General features: G+C 73.4%; 17 protein-coding genes. 11 read left to right on the top strand and 6 right to left on the bottom strand.

Annotated features, from left to right (window positions below):
• Position 1: 1 nt before the first annotated feature.
• From ABD899_RS18705 to ABD899_RS18695, 3 genes are read right to left on the bottom strand one after another with little or no spacing between them, the layout of a single operon-like run.
• A complete protein-coding gene (locus ABD899_RS18705; protein WP_345208880.1) occupies positions 2 to 364 on the bottom strand; it encodes a fluoride efflux transporter FluC in 363 nt (120 codons plus the stop codon).
• Complete coding sequence (locus ABD899_RS18700) at positions 361 to 840, bottom strand: fluoride efflux transporter FluC (protein ID WP_345208878.1); 480 nt, start codon at positions 838 to 840, stop codon at positions 361 to 363. Before ABD899_RS18700 ends, ABD899_RS18705 begins: the two co-directional genes overlap by 4 nt.
• Before the next feature lie 8 nt (positions 841 to 848).
• On the bottom strand, positions 849 to 2,066 hold the full coding sequence (locus ABD899_RS18695; protein WP_345208876.1) for a pyridoxal phosphate-dependent aminotransferase: 1,218 nt from the start codon (positions 2,064 to 2,066) through the stop codon (positions 849 to 851).
• Positions 2,067 to 2,222: 156 nt separating this feature from the next.
• Here ABD899_RS18695 and ABD899_RS18690 point away from each other — a divergent pair, with 156 nt between their 5' ends.
• Entirely contained in the window at positions 2,223 to 2,921 is a 699-nt protein-coding gene (locus tag ABD899_RS18690; RefSeq protein WP_345208874.1) for a response regulator transcription factor, read from the top strand.
• 6 nt (positions 2,922 to 2,927) lie between these two features.
• On the opposite strand, the gene ABD899_RS18685 is transcribed toward ABD899_RS18690, so the two are convergent.
• A complete protein-coding gene (locus ABD899_RS18685) occupies positions 2,928 to 3,251 on the bottom strand; it encodes a hypothetical protein (RefSeq protein WP_345208872.1) in 324 nt (107 codons plus the stop codon).
• 108 nt (positions 3,252 to 3,359) lie between these two features.
• On the opposite strand from ABD899_RS18685, the gene ABD899_RS18680 reads away from it, so the two are divergent.
• The 6 genes from ABD899_RS18680 to ABD899_RS18655 all read left to right on the top strand — a co-directional run bounded on the left by ABD899_RS18680 (position 3,360) and on the right by ABD899_RS18655 (position 8,821).
• Positions 3,360 to 4,373 carry a sensor histidine kinase gene (locus ABD899_RS18680; protein ID WP_345208871.1) on the top strand — a complete coding sequence of 338 codons (1,014 nt, stop codon included), beginning with the start codon at positions 3,360 to 3,362 and terminating at the stop codon, positions 4,371 to 4,373.
• A 144-nt stretch (positions 4,374 to 4,517) separates the two neighbouring features.
• A complete protein-coding gene (locus ABD899_RS18675; RefSeq protein ID WP_345208869.1) occupies positions 4,518 to 5,018 on the top strand; it encodes a thioredoxin family protein in 501 nt (166 codons plus the stop codon).
• A 1-nt stretch (position 5,019) separates the two neighbouring features.
• A complete protein-coding gene (locus ABD899_RS18670; RefSeq protein ID WP_345208867.1) occupies positions 5,020 to 5,751 on the top strand; it encodes a cytochrome c biogenesis CcdA family protein in 732 nt (243 codons plus the stop codon).
• Between the two features lie 136 nt (positions 5,752 to 5,887).
• Positions 5,888 to 6,226: an MGMT family protein gene (locus ABD899_RS18665; protein ID WP_345208865.1), complete on the top strand. Its 339-nt coding sequence runs from the start codon at positions 5,888 to 5,890 to the stop codon at positions 6,224 to 6,226.
• Positions 6,227 to 6,235: 9 nt separating this feature from the next.
• Complete coding sequence (locus ABD899_RS18660; RefSeq protein WP_345208863.1) at positions 6,236 to 7,480, top strand: PQQ-dependent sugar dehydrogenase; 1,245 nt, start codon at positions 6,236 to 6,238, stop codon at positions 7,478 to 7,480.
• Between the two features lie 114 nt (positions 7,481 to 7,594).
• Complete coding sequence (locus ABD899_RS18655; protein WP_345208861.1) at positions 7,595 to 8,821, top strand: hypothetical protein; 1,227 nt, start codon at positions 7,595 to 7,597, stop codon at positions 8,819 to 8,821.
• Between the two features lie 60 nt (positions 8,822 to 8,881).
• Here the strand turns inward: ABD899_RS18655 and ABD899_RS18650 are convergent, their stop codons facing one another.
• Together ABD899_RS18650 and ABD899_RS18645 are read right to left on the bottom strand one after the other, a co-directional pair.
• On the bottom strand, positions 8,882 to 9,496 hold the full coding sequence (locus ABD899_RS18650; RefSeq protein ID WP_345208859.1) for a hypothetical protein: 615 nt from the start codon (positions 9,494 to 9,496) through the stop codon (positions 8,882 to 8,884).
• Between the two features lie 89 nt (positions 9,497 to 9,585).
• A complete protein-coding gene (locus tag ABD899_RS18645; RefSeq protein ID WP_345208857.1) occupies positions 9,586 to 10,548 on the bottom strand; it encodes a peptidoglycan-binding protein in 963 nt (320 codons plus the stop codon).
• A gap of 238 nt (positions 10,549 to 10,786) precedes the next feature.
• On the opposite strand from ABD899_RS18645, the gene ABD899_RS18640 reads away from it, so the two are divergent.
• From ABD899_RS18640 to pntB, 4 genes are all read left to right on the top strand, one after another.
• The gene (locus tag ABD899_RS18640) at positions 10,787 to 12,427 is read left to right on the top strand and encodes an AMP-binding protein (protein WP_345208855.1); all 1,641 of its coding nucleotides are present in this window, start codon (positions 10,787 to 10,789) and stop codon (positions 12,425 to 12,427) included.
• A 69-nt stretch (positions 12,428 to 12,496) separates the two neighbouring features.
• On the top strand, positions 12,497 to 13,909 hold the full coding sequence (locus ABD899_RS18635; RefSeq protein ID WP_345208853.1) for a sunset domain-containing protein: 1,413 nt from the start codon (positions 12,497 to 12,499) through the stop codon (positions 13,907 to 13,909).
• A gap of 168 nt (positions 13,910 to 14,077) precedes the next feature.
• Positions 14,078 to 15,628: a Re/Si-specific NAD(P)(+) transhydrogenase subunit alpha gene (locus ABD899_RS18630; RefSeq protein ID WP_345208851.1), complete on the top strand. Its 1,551-nt coding sequence runs from the start codon at positions 14,078 to 14,080 to the stop codon at positions 15,626 to 15,628.
• Complete coding sequence (gene pntB / locus ABD899_RS18625) at positions 15,625 to 17,067, top strand: Re/Si-specific NAD(P)(+) transhydrogenase subunit beta (protein WP_345208848.1); 1,443 nt, start codon at positions 15,625 to 15,627, stop codon at positions 17,065 to 17,067. Before ABD899_RS18630 ends, pntB begins: the two co-directional genes overlap by 4 nt.
• Positions 17,068 to 17,119 lie beyond the last annotated feature (52 nt).

Genomic DNA, 17,119 nt, shown 5'->3' with positions numbered 1-17,119 from the left:
GTCAGCTGGAGGTGACGACCCAGCCGAGCCACGCGGCGCCCAGGCCGAGGGTGAGGGAGAGCGCGACGTTCGCGGCCGCGTGCGGGTAGCGGTCGTCGGACATCGCGTCCCAGAGCTCGAGGGCCAGCGTGGAGAAGGTCGTGAGCGCTCCGCAGAACCCGATGCCGACGAGCGCCACGGGCGCCCCGACCGCCCCGGCGCCGACGAGCAGGCCGAGGACGAACGACCCGACGACGTTGACGACGAGCGTGCCCGCGGCGGGGGTGCCGCCGAGGCGCTGGCGCACCCAGTGGTTCGTCAGGAAGCGCAGGGGAGCCCCCACCGCGGCGCCGAGCGCCACGAGGAGCGCGTCGACGAGGCTCACGGCCCGGGCCAGACGCGCTGCCCGACGGCCGCGCCCGCGGGGACGGCGAGGGTGCCGACGAGGAAGGTGGCCGCGACGTAGCCGAGGGCGAGCTGCACCTCGGCGGCGGCGGAGAGCTGCACGACGTCCACGGCGAGCGCCGAGAAGGTCGTCCACCCACCGAGCACGCCGACCCCGACGAACGGGCGGGCCAGCCGGTGCACCCCCGGACGGTCGACGAGGTACGCGACGAGCAGCCCCATCGCGAAGGCGCCGCTCACGTTGACGACGAGGGTCGCCCACGGGAAGGCCCCGGACGCGTGCGGCAGGGCCTCGCCCACGGCGTACCGGCCGAGCGAGCCGATGACGCCGCCGAGCGCGACGGTCGCCACGACGACGAGGTCGACGCGGTCGCGGTCGACGTCGCCGACGCCGACATGGTCCACGTCGCCGACGTGGTCGTCGACCTCGCCGGCGTCGTCGTCGCGGCCCGCCACGCCGGTCGTCAGTCCCGCACGGTCTCGAGGTAGTCGGCGATCCGGCCGATCGCCTCGGTGAGGGTGTCGACGTCCGGGAGGGTGACGAGGCGGAAGTGGTCGGGCTCGAACCAGTTGAAGCCGGTGCCATGGGTGACGAGGATCTTCTTGGCCCGCAGCAGGTCGATGACGAGCGCCTCGTCGCTCTCGACGGGGTAGACCTCGGGGTCGAGGCGCGGGAAGCAGTACAGCGCCCCCCGTGGCTCGACGCACGACACGCCGGGGATCTCGTTGAGCAGCCGGGCCGCGAGCTTGCTCTGCTCGTAGAACCGGCCCCCCGGCACGATGAGCTCGGTGATCGACTGGTACCCGCCGAGGGCGGTCTGGATGGCGTGCTGCGCGGGGACGTTGGCGCACATCCGCATGTTCGCGAGCAGGGTCAGGCCCTCGAGGAAGTCCTCGGCGAGGTGCCTGGGCCCGGACACCATGACCCAGCCCGCGCGGTAGCCGCACACCCGGTACGCCTTCGAGAGCCCGCTGAAGGTCAGGCACAGCACGTCGTCTCCGGCGAAGGTCGCCGCGTGGTGGTGCACGGCGTCGTCGAAGAGGATCTTCTCGTAGATCTCGTCGGCCATGACGACGAGCCGGTGCCGGCGGGCGATGTCGACGAGCGCCCGCACGGTGTCCTCGGAGTACACGGCCCCGGTCGGGTTGTTCGGGTTGATGATGACGATCGCGTGGGTGTTCTCGGTGATCTTGGACTCGATGTCGTCGAGGTCGGGGTTCCAGCCGTTCCCCTCGTCGCAGCGGTAGTGCACCGGGGTGCCCCCCGACAGCGACACCGCCCCGGTCCACAGCGGGTAGTCCGGCGCCGGCACGAGGATCTCGTTGCCGTCGTCGACGAACGCCTGGAGCACCATCGTGATGAGCTCGGAGACCCCGTTGCCGATGTAGACGTCGTCGACGCCCGTGTCGGTCAGGCCGTGCGACTGGTAGTACTGCGCGACGGCGGTGCGCGCCGAGTAGATGCCGCGCGAGTCGGCGTAGCCCTGGCTCTCGGGCAGGTTGTGGATCATGTCGGCGACGATGGCCTCGGGTGCCTCGAACCCGAACGGGGCCGTGTTGCCGATGTTGAGCTTGAGGATCTTGTGCCCCTCGGCCTCGAGGCGCTGGGCCTCGACGAGGATCGGGCCGCGTACGTCGTAGCGCACGTGCTGGAGCTTCCTGCTCTGGACGATCCGACGCATGGGCCCAGTGTTCCAGCCCCGGGGCGCCCGTGGACGTGACGTCCGGCATGTCGGGGGTTCCGGGGCCCGACCTGCCGGACGTTCGGTGTTGCCGGGGTCTGACCGCCCGAGCGCCGGATGCCGTGCCCTCCCCGGGTGCGGACCTAGCCTTGGGCCGTGGTGCGGATCCTGCTCGTCGAGGACGACGCGACCGTGCGCGAGGCGGTCGCGGCCTACCTGACCCGCGCCGGGTACGCGGTGGATGCCGTCGGCTCGGGCGAGGTGGCCGTCGAGCGGTACGTCGCGCACCCCGCCGACCTCGTGCTCCTCGACCTCATGCTGCCGGGCCTGGGCGGACTCGAGGTGAGCCGGCGGCTGCGCTCGATGCGTCGGGACCTTCCGGTCGTCATGCTCACCGCACGCGGGCAGGAGCACGAGCGCGTCCAGGGGCTGCAGCACGGTGCCGACGACTACGTCACCAAGCCGTTCAGCCTGCGCGAGCTCGAGCTCCGCGTGCGCTCGGTGCTGCGCCGCGCGGCGCGGCCGGTCGAGCCCGTCGTCGACGTGCTGCGTGACGGCGACCTCGTCGTCGACCTCGGCGCCCGGTCGGTGACCCGTGGGGGCACACCGGTGGCGCTCACCGCCCGCGAGCTCGACCTGCTCGCATGGCTCGTGCAGCATCCCGGCGTCGTCTTCGGCCGCGACGACCTGCTGCGCCACGTGTGGGCGTGGCAGGTGGGCGACGCGTCGACCGTCACCGTCCACGTGCGCCGGTTGCGCGAGAAGGTCGAGGCCGACCCGGGCCGCCCGGTGCGCCTGCTCACCGTGTTCGGCAGGGGCTACCGCTGGGAGCGCACCGAACCGGTCGGCGGCTGAGCCGTGTCACGCGCCGCTCGTCCCCGTGAGGAGGACGAAGAACAGCAGGAGGCCGACCAGTGCAGCGGCCAGGCCCGCGAGCGCACCGACGCCCGCCGCCCGGGCGGGGCTGGCTCCCGGCCCGGCCAGGGCCGGGACGAGGCGGCCCACGAGCGCCCCGACGAGCGCCATGAGCCCGAGCTGCACCGGTATGACCCAGTTCTGCGTCGCCTCGCCGTCGAGGAAGAGCGCGACGAACGGGAGGCTGAGCACCCCGAGCACGAGGAGCACGACGACCGCCGCCACCCGCTGCACCGACACCCCCGCCACCACCTTCGCCTCGTGGCCCACCCTCGGGGCCCTGCGTGCGAGGGTAGGGCCGTGGGCGTGCTCCCGAACAGGCCCCCGGTCGGCCCGGCGTGTCGGACCCACCGGCCGGCCGGCGTGACGGGCTGACCCGTGGGACCGGAGACCAGCGCGGTCGTCCTCTCGGCGACGGTGACGACCGTGGTCGCCGCCGGCGGCGCCCTCGGGCTCTCGCGGCTGGCCCGCGACCGACCGTCGGTCGCGGCCTTCGGGGCGCCGATCGTCCTCGTCGCGGCGCTCGCCGCCGGGGTGGCGGTGGCGAGCCGGTCGATGCTCATCGGCGAGGACGACTACCGCACCCTCGTCTTCGTCCTGCTCGCCGGTGCCCCGATGGCCGTCCTCGTGGGGCTGGTGCTCGCCCGGCGCGTGCTGCGGCTGGAGCGGGACGCGGCGCGGGAGCGCGCCGACCGCGACCGCGCCCTCGAGGTCGAGCAGTCACGGCGTGAGACCGTGCGCTGGCTGTCCCACGACCTGCGGACGCCGCTGGCCGGCATCCGGGCGCTCGCCGAGTCGCTCGAGGACGGTGCCGTCGCGGACCCGCGTGCGGCGCACGCCCGGATCGTCCACGAGGTCGACCGGATGGACGCGATGGTCGACGACATCGCCGAGCTGTCCCGCCTCCACGGGCCGAGCCCGACGACCCGCTCGGAGCCGTCGTCCCTCGACGACCTCGTGTCCGACGCCGTCGCGACCGTGGCTCCGCTGGCCGTGGCCGCCGGCGTCGAGGTCGTCGCCGTCGCGCTCGACGGGGCCACCGTCGTCGTCGACCCGCGCGCCGTGACCCGCGCGGTGACGAACGTCCTGCGCAACGCCGTACAGCACACCCCGACAGGGGGACGGGTCGAGGTGTCGACGTCGACGGGGGGCGGACGAGCGCGGGTCCACGTGACGGACGAGTGCGGCGGCATCCCGGCTGCCGACCTGGAGCGGGTCTTCGAGCCCGGCTGGCGGCGCGACGACGCCCGGCACGAGCGGGGGATGGGGCTCGGCCTCACCATCGCGCGCGAGGTGGCCCGCGCCCACGGCGGCGACGCGGTCGCGGCGAACCGGCCGGACGGCACGGGGTGCACGGTCTCTCTGTCCCTGCCCCTCGGCGCCGCCGGGTAGCGCCGGCGTCGCGGCGGCACCCGACGACCCGGCGGAAGGGTTCACGGTCTTACCCGGTGGTGACGTCACTCCGTTCGTGCTGGCCCGCGGCCCGTGCCATGACGTCGACTGGGGTCCGAGACCCCACCGATCGAGGAGCCGACCATGCGCACCCGTCCCACCCTGACCCTCGCGGCGGCCGCCGTGGCCCTGCTCCTCGCCGCCTGCGGGTCGGCGAGCGAGGACACCGCCCAGCCGGGAGGTCCCGCCGCGACGGCATCCGTGAGCCCTCCGCCGAGCACGCCGGTCACCGCCTCGCCGACCGGCACGGCACCGGCTGCCGGGGACACCATGGCGGCGGGGGCCTACCTCACCAGGGCCGAGTACGAGAGCCGGATGGCCGAGCGGCAGGGGACGAAGGTCGTCTACTTCTTCCACGCGTCGTGGTGCCCCACCTGCCGGGCGACGGAGGAGGCCATCGCGCGCGACGGCATCCCCGCCGGTCTCACCGTCGTCAAGGTCGACTACGACAGCGAGACCGACCTGCGCAAGGAGTACGGCGTGACGACGCAGCACACGTTCGTCCAGGTCGACCCGGACGGTGGGGAGCTCGCGAAGTGGACCGGCTCGCAGGACGGCGCCGCGATCCTCGCGAAGACGGTCTGACGTGCTCCTCGCGCTCACCGGCGCACTCCTCGCCGGGGCGCTGACCACCTTGGCACCCTGCGCGCTCTCGCTGCTGCCCGTCGTCGTCGGCGGCTCCGTCACGGGAGCCGCCGACGGCGCCGCGGTGCGCCGGGCCCTGCTGGTCACCGGGTCCCTCGGGGTGTCGGTGTTCGTCTTCACGCTCGGGCTCCGGGCGACGACGGCGCTCATCGACGTGCCCCCCTCGGTGTGGCAGTGGGTGAGCGGCGGGCTGCTCATCGGGCTCGGCGTCGCCGCCATCGTCCCCGAGCTGTGGGACCGGGTGTCGGTCGCGTCGGGGCTCAGCAGCCGCAGCGCCCGGGGGCTGTCGGCGGCGAACCGGCGAGGGGGCACGGTCGGCGCCGTCCTGACCGGCGCAGCCCTGGGTCCGGTGTTCACGTCGTGCAGCCCGCTCTTCGGCTACGTCGTCGTCACCGTGCTGCCCGCCGAGCCCGCCCGGGGCCTGGCGCTGCTCACCTCCTACGTCGTCGGACTCGTCTCCGTCCTGCTCGCCGTCGCCCTCGCCGGGCAGCGGCTCGTGGGCCGCCTGCGGTGGGCGGCCGACCCGCACTCCGCGTTCCGGCGGGGGCTCGGGGTGCTCTTCGTCGCCATGGGGGTGCTCATCGCGACCGGGCTCATGCAGGACGTCGAGACCTGGGTGCTCGAGAACTCCCCCGTCGCCCCGTGGGAGGTCGGCTCCGACCTCGGGCGCTGACCCCCCGGCAACGTCCGGCAGGTTGGGGGCTCTAGGGCCCAAGGTGCCGGACGTTGGGGAACCCACCTCGGTGGTGTCCGGCAGGTTGGGGGTCCTGGGGCCCAAGCTGCCGGACGGTGCGGGCAGACTCTGGCCCGTGGACGACGTCGTCGTGGAGCGCGTGCTGCGGGCCGTGGAGCAGGTGCCGCGCGGGCGGGTCGTGTCCTACGGTGACCTCGCCGCCCTCGTGGGGGTCGGGCCCCGCCTCGTGGGCCGGATCATGAGCACCTACGGCTCGAACGTCACGTGGTGGCGCGTCACCAACTCCTCCGGCGACCTGCCGGCGGTGCTGCTCGACGAGGCGCGCGAGCGGTGGGCCGCCGAGGGGATCCTGCTCAAGCCGAACGGCCGGGGATGCCGCATCACGCAGTACCGCGCGGACCTCGCGAGGTTGGACAGCGACTACGAACGGGCCACCGCCGACCTGCGTGGGTGAGACTGGGGCATGAGGACCCGGTATGCCGCCCCGCTCGCCTGCGTCGCGATCGCCGCCGTGACCCTCGCCGGCTGCTCGGGCGACGACTCGGTCGGTGAGGTGCCCTCGACCGCCACGAGCACGGCATCCGGCAGCCCCGAGCCCAGCCCGTCGCCCGCCCCGCGGAGCACGGCCGTGCCCGACCTGGCCGTCGAGGTCGTCGCCGACGGGTTCGAGCACGGCTGGGACATCGGGTTCCTGCCCGACGGGCGCGCCCTCGTCACCGAGCGTCCCGGGCGCATCTCGATCGTGTCGGGGCTGCGCGAGGGCGCCGAGCGCACCCGGGTGCGGGCCGACCTCGACGACGTGTACGCCCGGGGGGAGGGCGGGCTCATGGGGATGGTCGTGCACCCGGACTTCGCCTCGTCGCGCCTGTTCACGACCTGCCAGACCCACGCGGTCGACGGCGCACCCGAGGACATCCGGCTCGTCACGTGGCGGCTCGCGGCGGACGGCGGCTCGGCGGAGCGGGTGGGCGACCTGCTCACCGGGCTGCCGATCTCGACCGGGCGGCACTCGGGGTGCCGGCCGGAGCTCGCTGCGGACGGCGCCCTCCTCGTCGGGACCGGCGACGTGGCCCGCGGCGACGTGCCCCAGGACCGCACGAGCCTGGGTGGCAAGGTGCTCCGGCTCGACCTCGAGACCGGTGAGCCGTTGCCCGACAACCCGTTCGCGTCCGCGAAGGACGAGCGGGAGCGGTACGTCCTCAGCTACGGCCACCGCAACGTCCAAGGCGTCGCAGTGCAGCCGGGCACCGGCGCGGTCTACACGGCCGAGCACGGGCCGAGCAACAACGACGAGGTCAACCGCATCGAGCCCGGCGCGAACTACGGCTGGGACCCCTCGCAGGGCGGCGCGGTCGGAGGCTACGACGAGAGCGTCCCGATGACCGACCGCGAGCGCTTCCCGGATGCCGTGCCGGCCGTCTGGCAGTCGGGCCGCACGACCCAGGCGGTGTGCTCGGCGGAGTTCCTCGAGGGGGAGCAGTGGGGCGGGCTCGAGGGGGCGCTCGTCGTCACCGCGCTCAAGGGCGCCAAGCTGCTGCTGCTGACCCTCGAGGACGACGGGTCGCTCGCCGAGGTGGCCGTGCCGAAGGAGACCGACGGCCCGTTCGGGCGGCTGCGGGCGGCGCGGATGGGCCCGGACGGCGCGCTCTACGTCACGACGACGAACGGGGACGACGACCAGCTGCTGCGCGTGGCCCCGCGCCCTTGAGGCCCCGCCGAGGTCGCCGAGGTCGCCGCCACGATCGAGTGAGCAGAACACGCCCGGATGCCGTGCCACTGCTCGCGTGTCCTGCTCACTCGACCCGTGGCGAGGCACTGCCCTGTGGATGACGCGACCGACACCCCCGGCGCGACCGGCATCGTGGAGACCTGGGCGGGCGTAGGGGGGTCGGTGGTGGATCGGGGCCACGGCGAGCACCGGGAGGACCGGGCTGACCGGGGTGATCGGGAGGGCCGGGAGGACCGCGGTGACCGGGGTGACTGGGAGGGCCAGGAGGACCGGGGTGACCGGGGGGCCGGGGTGATACGGGAGCGGCCCGCGGCTGCGCGACGCGGCCCGCTCGTCCCGCGGGCCGAGCTGCCCGAGCTGCCCGAGCGGCCCGAGGCCCTGCGCCGCGGGCCGTTCACCGTGGCGCAGTGGCGCACGGCGGGGCTGCCGGCCGCAGACCTCAGGCGCGCGGGCCTCCACGCGCCGACGCGAGCGGTGCGCACGGCATCCGTGCCGACGTCGACCCGGGAGCGAGCCCTGGCGTTCGCGGTGGGCCTCCCGCCGGACGCCGCCTTCTCGCACGTGACGGCCGCCGTCCTCCTGCGCCTCCCGCTACCGGCCGCCCTGGAGGCGCAGGCCGACCTCGACGTCATGCGCCCGACGTCGGTGGCCCAGGCGAGGCGGCGGGGGTGTCACGGGCACCGGGGCCTCGAGAGCAGGGAGGTGCTCGACGTCGCTGGGCTGCGGGTCGTCGGGCCGGCCGACACCTGGGTCGATCTCGCCGGGGTGGCGCACCGGGGGCTGGGCGTCGATGACCTCGTCATCGTCGGCGATGTCGTCGCCAACCGGCTCGACGGGGGGCTCGGGGGGCACGGGGAGGGCTGTGACCAGGGGGAGTGCGCCGGCCTGGCCGCCCTGACGAGGGTCCTCGAGCAGCGCACTCGTCCTCGGGGCAAGGCGCTCCTGGAGCAGGCGCTCCCGCTCGTGCGGGTCGGCTCGCGCTCGCCGATGGAGACCAGAGCCCGGCTGATGTTCCACCGGGCCGGCTTTCCCGAGCCCGAGCTGAACGCCGCGGTCCGCGACGACCACGGCGAGTGGCTCCTCGAGGGCGACCTCGTGTGGCGGGCGCACCGGGTCGTCGGGGAGTACCAGGGGTCCGACCACGCCTCGCGCAGGCGCCGCAGCTCAGACGCCGCACGGTCGGCGACGGCCGAGGACCACGACCACCGCGTGCTCGAGATCCACGCCGAGGACGTCTTCGGTGGGGCCCGACGACGCGCCCTGCTCCGCCGGTTCGCCCGGGCGATGATGCTCGACCTCGGGGACCTCACGATCGAGTGAGCAGGACACGCCCGGATGCCGTGCCACGGCTCGGCGTGTCCTGCTCACTCGAGTTGCCACTCAGGTGTCGAGGATCGTGGTGACGACGTCGGTCACGGAGGGGGCCCGCGGGGTCGACGAGAAGCCGAACCGGCACGGCGGGTCGACGGGCCGCAGGTCACCGAGCGGAAGGCCGTCGAGCCGCCCGCCCAGGGCCGTCACCGCGTGCACGTCGGTCGCCCCGTAGAACTCGCGTCGTCCCGCCCGGGCGACGCCGCGGGTGCGCACGCCGCGCAGCGCGACCCGCGCCACCGGGTCGGCCACCGTCGCGAACGCCGGGCTCTGGGCGAGCGGGCGCGGGAGGAGGCGCAGGAGGCGACCGAGCGGCATCCGGTCGCCGACGTCGAGCCACATCGACAGCGACGGTGACGTGACGACCCACCGGGAGCCCGCGGAGCCACCGGCCGCGACCCCGAACGGCTCGATCCGGGTCTCGTCGAAGACGTAGGTCGCGGCGACGAGGTCGCGTACCTGCTCGCTGGGCGCCAGCAGGATCCGGTGCCCGTCGGCGCGCTCGACCATGGCGTCGGCGAACGCCCCGAACGGGCTCTCGTGCCACCAGCCGACGACGACCCGCACCCCGCTCGTCGAGCCGACGCCGGCGATGCGGCCCCGGAACCGCTGGCGCAAACCCACGCGCCCATCATCCCCGAGCGGCCACCGCCCTGGCGGGTGCCGCCGGCCGGCAGCGGGGCACCGGCCGGCGGCGAGTCACCCCGCGGCGTTCAGCAGCCGATCGTCTTCGGGTAGGTCGGGGTCGTCGTGCCGGGGTTGCGGCAGACGGCGAGGCCCTTGGCGGCCAGCCCGGACTTCATCGCCGCGAACGCGGACTTGTTGAACGCGTTCCACCCCATGTGCATGAGCACGGTGTCACCGGACCCGGAGTAGTTGACGACGTGGCTGACGACCTGACTCTGGGTCTTGCCGCGCCAGTCACCCGTGTCGACGTCCCACAGCCACATCCGCATCGCCTTGCTCGCGTAGGCGTCCCGGACCGTGAAGTCGTACGCGCCGTACGGCGGGCGGCCGAACGACGTGACGACCCCGGGGGAGCCGAGCTGGTAGCGCACGCTCGAGTAGGACAGCGTCGTGAGGTCGGGGTGGCTGATCGAGTGGTTGATGACGTAGTGCCCGTGCGCGCGGGCGTAGCTCGCACTGAACTTCCCGCTGTTGCGGCAGTTGCCGGTCGGGGCCAGGACGAGGGCGATGCCGAGCGACTGGGCTCCGAGCACGGCCGACTGGAAGGCGGAGTAGCTCTTGGGGCAGTCATCGTAGCTGAGGATGACGCGCGAGCTCGTGTTCGGGCCGGACGAGATGCTGTAGTTCCTGCCGCCACCGTTGACGAGCCGGTTCCACGTGGCCGGGCCGACGACGCCGTCGATGGTGAGGTCGAGCTTGCTCGACTGGTAGCGGCGGACCGCGCCCAGGGTCTTGGACCCGAAGGTCCCCGTCGCGTAGGACGTGCCGATGCTGTAGCCCTTCTTGAGGAGGATGTTCTGCAGCACCTTCACGCAGCTTCCCGTGTCGCCGTACCGCAGCGTCGGGCGGCTCGCCACCGGGGTCGTCGTGGAGCAGGACCGGGTCGCCCCGACGGCCTCGGGGGCGGGGGCGGCCATGAGCAGGAGAGGTCCTGCCAGCGCGATGGCGGCCAGCAGCCGCCAGATGCCGTGTCGTCGGATGGTTGTCATGGTGTCCTCCCTGCGTGCAGGAGTCGATGAGGGACTCCCTGCACTTCGAGGCTACGCCGACGGCCCGACCTCACACCGGTGATTCGCAGCACCCGGCGTGACCCAGGTCCCACTACCCCCGTGCGCTTGCCCCGGACGAGCCCGGCGTGACCCGGGTCCCACTACCCCCGTGCGCTTGCCCCGGACGAGCCCGGCGTGTTGGCTGGGGAGGGCCAGCACCGCCGCCGGAAGGACCCCCATGGCACCCGAGACGCTCGACCCCGCCCTGTCGCACACCGCCGGAGCCACCGAGCCCGCGCTGCTCGAGCAGACGATCGGCGACAACCTCGACGCCACGGTGGCCCGCGTGCCCGACCGCGACGCGCTCGTCGACCGCGCGGCCGGCATCCGGCTCACGTACGCCGAGCTCGGCGCCGAGGTCGACCGTCTCGCGAGGGCCTTCGTCGCGGCCGGGCTGGAGAAGGGGGACCGGGTCGGCATCTGGGCGCCGAACTGCGCCGAGTGGGTGCTCACCCAGTACGCGACCGCCAAGGTCGGCGCGATCCTCGTCACCATCAACCCGGCCTACCGCTTGCACGAGGTGACCTTCGTGCTGCGCCAGGCCGGCATCCGGATGCTCGTCACCGCGCCCTCGTTCAAGACGTCCGACTACGTCGCGATGGTGGATGCCGCCCGGGCCGAGTGCCCGGACCTCGAGCAGGTGTTCGTCATCGGGCGCGAGTCGTGGTCCGACCTGCTCGGGCGGGCCGGCGAGGTCAGCCCCGAGCGCCTCACGATGGTGCAGGCCGAGCTCGGCCCGCACGACCCGATCAACATCCAGTACACCTCCGGCACGACCGGCTTCCCCAAGGGCGCGACGCTCTCGCACCACAACATCCTCAACAACGGCTACCTCGTCGGGGAGACCTGCCGCTACACCGAGGAGGACCGGATCTGTATCCCGGTGCCCTTCTACCACTGCTTCGGGATGGTCATGGGCAACCTCGCGGCCACGACCCATGGGTCCTGCATGGTCATCCCGGCCCCCGGGTTCGACCCGGCCCTCACCCTCGAGGCGGTCGCCGAGGAGCAGTGCACCTCGCTCTACGGCGTGCCGACGATGTTCATCGCCGAGTGGTCGCTGCCGGGCTTCGACCCCGCCGCCCTCTCGAGCGTGCGCACCGGCATCATGGCCGGATCCCCGTGCCCCGCCTCGTTGATGACCCGGCTCATCGAGACCGGCATCGAGGAGATGACGATCTGCTACGGCATGACCGAGACCTCGCCGGTCTCGACGCAGACCCGCACCGACGACTCCTTCGAGCGCAAGGTCGGCACGGTGGGTGCCGTGCACCCGCACCTCGAGATCAAGGTCGTCGACCCCCTGACCCGCGAGACCCTGCCCCGGGGCGAGTCCGGCGAGTTCTGCACGAAGGGCTACTCGGTGATGCTCGGGTACTGGGACGAGCCCGACAAGACGGCCGAGGCGCTCGTCGACGGCTGGATGTACACCGGCGACATCGCCGTCATGGACGACGACGGCTACGTGCAGATCACCGGCCGGATCAAGGACATGGTCATCCGGGGCGGCGAGAACATCTACCCGCGCGAGATCGAGGAGTTCCTCTACACCCACCCCGACGTGCTCGACGCCCAGGTCATCGGCGTCCCCGACGACCGGTACGGCGAGGAGCTGTGCGCGTGGGTGCGGATGCGCGAGGGCGCCACGCCGCTCACCGCCGAGAGCCTGCGCGAGTTCGCGACCGGCCAGCTCGCGCACTACAAGATCCCCCGCTACGTGCGGATCGTCGAGGAGTTCCCGATGACGGTCACCGGGAAGGTGCGCAAGGTCGAGATGCGCCAGGTGACCGTGTCCGAGCTCGGCCTGCAGCGGGGCTGACGGCCACCCCGCGGGGTAGGTTGTGCCGCGATATCGCCCCAGCGCCCGGCGCCGACGACAGGATCACTCATGAGCTCCGCCCCCGCCCTCCTGCTCCTCCTCGTGCTCGTCGGCCTCGTCGTGCTCGCGGTCGTCGCGGTCGTCGCGCTGCGCCGGGGCTCGGCACGGCGCGAGCAGCAGCGCGTCGAGGCGGCCGGGTTGCGCAGCGAGGCCGACGCCATCGCCGCGACCCTGCCCGGGCAGGCGGCGTTCGCGCAGCAGGCCGGAGAGCGGGCCGAGCTCGCCCGGGTGGAGGCCGAGGCCAAGGCCCGCGAGGCCGCCCGGCTCGAGGCCGAGGCCCACGCGCAGCACGAGGCCGCCGAGGCGACCCGACGCGAGTACGAGGCCACGATGCGGCGGGCCGACGACATCGACCCGGACGTCAAGGAGTCCGCGTTCGCGCCGGTCACCGACGAGCCCTCCACGGATGCCGTCGCCGAGCCGCCGTCGGATGCCGTCGCCGAGCCCTCCGCGGATGCCGTCGCCGAGCCGTCGGCGGACGACGACCTGCCGCCCACCCGCGCCGAGCGCCGCGCGGCGCAGGACGCCGCGCAGGCCGGCGGTGGCGAGGGCGACCCGCGCAGCGAGCGGATCGCGTCGGCCGCGGACTACCGCGACGAGGTGCCGGCCACGTCCGGCCCCGCCGACGAGGTTTACCCCGGCGCAGCGGTGGGTAGCGGGGTGCTCATGAGCGAGGACTCGAGCCCCCGCACGGCGCCCGACGCCGCCGACGAGGAGGCCGGCACCACGAGGACCCGCGACGAGCACGCGCTCTCGCAGGACGCCGAGACGCCGGCCGGCGAGTGGGGCGGCCCGCGCGAGGGAGCCACCGACGCCGGCGAGGTCGAGATGGTGACCGACCTGGAGCACTACGCGTCGGCGGAGCCGCTCCTCGCCGACGGCACGACGGCCCCGGCCGCGACCGAGAACGTGACGGGCGACGCGACCGCGGGCGACGACGAGGCCGTTCGGCGCGACTGGGCGGCCGACGAGGGAGAGCGGCTCGCCGAGACCCACGACCGCGGTGACCGGCTGGAGCAGGACCGCGCCGACCTGGAGCAGGACGACGCCGGCCTGGAGCGGGACAGCACGGACCGGGGGCAGGACCACGCCGACCGGGAGCAGGACAGCACTGACCTCGGGCAGGACCGCACCGGCCTCGAGGAGGCGACGGAGGCACCGGCCGGTGCCACGGCATCCGGCGGTGACTCCGGTCGCCGGATCTCGGACTTCACCGAGCTGCGGGACGGCGGGTTCGGCGTCGGGTCCGCGGCTCCGATCGAGGGGGGCGCGCAGCCGCTCGACCACCCCGTGCAGGCCTACCGCGACACGATGACCTTCCGCGTCCCCGGGGACCCGGGCTACGACTCCTCCGAGCCCGACGTCTGGTTCTACGACGAGGGGGCCGCCGAGCGCAGCGGGTTCCGGCGCTCGCAGGGCTGAGCACCCCGGCCCTGCGGGCGTCCGGCTTCCGGCGCCCTGTTCCCGTGGGCGCGCCGGGTCCGAGCGGCCGGGGCAGTGAGGGGCTCGTCTCATCGGCGCCCTCCGGCTGCCGAGCGGGTGGGTCGACCCGATAGGTTCGAGGCATCCCTGTCGTCCGAGAGGAATGCCGTGCGCATCGGAGTGCCCAGAGAGTCCCGACCCGGTGAGACACGGGTCGCCGCGACCCCGAAGACCGTCGAGCAGATCCGCGCCCTCGGGTATGCCGTCTTCGTCGAGAGCGGGGCCGGCGCGGCCTCGAGCTTCGAGGACGCCGCCTACGTCAGCGCGGGGGCCGACGTCATCGACGACGCGGTCTGGAACGCGGACGTCGTGCTCAAGATCAACGCGCCGTCGGACGCGGAGATCGCACGGCTGCGCCCCGGGCAGGTCGTGGTCTCACTGCTCGCCCCGGCGCTGAACCCCGAGCTCGTCGAGAAGCTGGCCGCCCGTGGGGTGACGGCGTTGGCGATGGATGCCGTGCCGCGGATCTCGCGGGCACAGTCCCTCGACGTGCTGTCGTCGATGGCGAACATCGGCGGGTACCGCGCCGTCGTCGAGGCCGCGCACGAGTTCGGCTCGTTCTTCACCGGCCAGGTCACCGCCGCCGGGAAGGTGCCGCCGGCGAAGGTGCTCGTCGTGGGCGCCGGGGTGGCGGGGCTCGCGGCCATCGGCACGGCGAACTCGCTGGGAGCCATCGTCCGTGCCTTCGACGCCCGCCCGGAGGTCGGTGAGCAGGTGGAGTCGATGGGGGCGCAGTTCCTGCGGGTCGACGTGGCGGACCAGGGCGTCTCGTCCGACGGGTACGCCCGGGAGACCTCCGCCGACTTCGACGCGCAGGCGGCCAAGCTCTACGCGGAGCAGGCGGCCGACGTCGACATCATCATCACCACGGCGCTCATCCCGGGCCGTCCGGCACCGCGGCTCATCACCGCCGAGATGGTCGCGTCGATGAAGCCCGGGTCGGTCATCGTCGACATGGCCGCCTCGAACGGGGGCAACGTCGCGGGCACGGTCGCCCACGAGAAGGTCGTCACGGCCAACGGCGTGACGATCCTGGGCTACACCGACCTGCCGGGGCGCCTGCCGACCCAGGCGTCGCAGCTGTTCGGCACGAACCTGGTCAACCTGCTCAAGCTGCTCACCCCGGGCAAGGACGGCGAGCTCGTGCTCGACCTCGACGACGTCGTCCAGCGGGGCATGACGGTCGTGCGCGACGGGGCGGTGCTGTGGCCCCCGCCGCCGGTGCAGGTCTCCGCGGCACCGGCCCCGGTGGCGGCGGCCCCGACGGCCTCGGCGGAGCCCGTGCCGGCCAAGGAGCCGATGAGCCCGGCCCGCCGGCTCGTCGTCATGGGTGCGGTGGGGTTGCTCTTCCTGCTCGTCTCGGCGGTCGCGCCGGAGCCGTTCCTCGGCCACTTCATGGTCTTCATGCTGTCCGTGGTCATCGGCTTCTACGTCATCGGCAACGTCCACCACGCGCTGCACACCCCGCTCATGTCGGTGACCAACGCGATCTCCGGCATCATCCTCGTCGGGGCGCTGCTCCAGGTCGGGCACGGCAGCGTGGCGACCTCGGTGCTGGCCTTCGTCGGCATCCTCGTCGCGAGCATCAACGTCTTCGGTGGGTTCCGGGTGACCGCCCGAATGCTCGAGATGTTCAAGCGTGAGGAGGTCACCCGGTGAACGTCTCCCTGTCGCTGGTCCAGGGGGCCTACATCGTCGCCGGGCTGCTGTTCATCCTCGCCCTCGCCGGCCTGTCCCGGCACGAGTCGGCCCGCAACGGCAACCGGTTCGGCATCGTCGGGATGGCCGTGGCCCTGCTCATCACGGTCGTCGCCGCGACCGCCGGCGTCGACGCCTCCCCGGCCGGCCCCTCGGCCCTGGACCGGGCCGGCAGCGGCTGGCTCGGGCTGGGCCTGATCGTCGTCGCGATGGGCATCGGCGCGCTCATCGGGCTCGACCGGGCCAAGAAGGTCGAGATGACCGGGATGCCCGAGCTCATCGCGATGCTGCACTCCTTCGTCGGCCTGGCCGCGGTGCTCGTCGGCTGGAACTCCTCGTACGAGGACAGCCCCTACCCCGGCATCCACGACGTCGAGGTCGCGGTCGGCGTGTTCATCGGTGCGGTCACCTTCACCGGCTCGATCGTGGCGTTCCTCAAGCTCTCCGCGCGGATCAAGTCGGCCCCGCTCATGCTTCCAGGGCGCAACTGGCTCAACCTCGGCGCGATCGCCGCCTTCCTCGTCCTCACCGTCGTGTACGTCCTGCTGCCGCACGACGCCACCGCGACTCGGGCCGCGCTGCTCGGGGTCATCACGGTCATCGCGCTCGCCCTGGGGTGGCACCTCGTCGCCTCGATCGGCGGCGGCGACATGCCGGTCGTGGTCTCGATGCTCAACAGCTACTCCGGGTGGGCCGCGGCCGCCGCGGGGTTCCTCCTCGGCAACGACCTGCTCATCATCACCGGGGCGCTCGTCGGCTCCTCGGGTGCCTACCTGTCCTACATCATGTGCCGCGCGATGAACCGGTCGTTCATCTCCGTCATCGCCGGCGGGTTCGGCGTGGAGGGCGGTACCGTCGCCGCGGACGTCGACTACGGGGAGCACCGCGAGATCACCGCGGCCGGCGCCGCCGAGCTGCTCACCTCCGCGCGGTCCGTCGTCATCACTCCCGGGTACGGCATGGCCGTCGCGCAGGCCCAGTACCCCGTGGCCGACCTGACCAAGAAGCTGCGCGAGCGTGGCATCGACGTCCGGTTCGGCATCCACCCCGTCGCCGGGCGCCTGCCCGGGCACATGAACGTGCTCCTCGCCGAGGCCAAGGTCCCCTACGACATCGTCCTCGAGATGGACGAGATCAACGACGACCTGGCCGACACCGACGTCGTGCTCGTCATCGGGGCGAACGACACGGTCAACCCGGCGGCGTACGACGACCCCTCGTCACCGATCGCCGGGATGCCGGTCATCCGGGTGTGGGAGGCCGCGAACGTCATCGTGTTCAAGCGCTCGATGGCCACCGGCTACGCGGGCGTGCAGAACCCGCTGTTCTTCCGCGAGAACACCCAGATGCTCTTCGGCGACGCCAAGGAGCGCGTCGACGACATCCTCAAGGCGCTCTGACACCCCCGGGTCCTTCCGCCGTCGAGTGCGCGCGTGGCTGCCCCGGCGACCG

Source organism: Fodinibacter luteus, from assembly GCF_039541575.1.
Lineage (GTDB): Bacteria > Actinomycetota > Actinomycetes > Actinomycetales > Dermatophilaceae > Fodinibacter > Fodinibacter luteus.
This window is presented reverse-complemented; position numbering and strand designations above follow the sequence as displayed.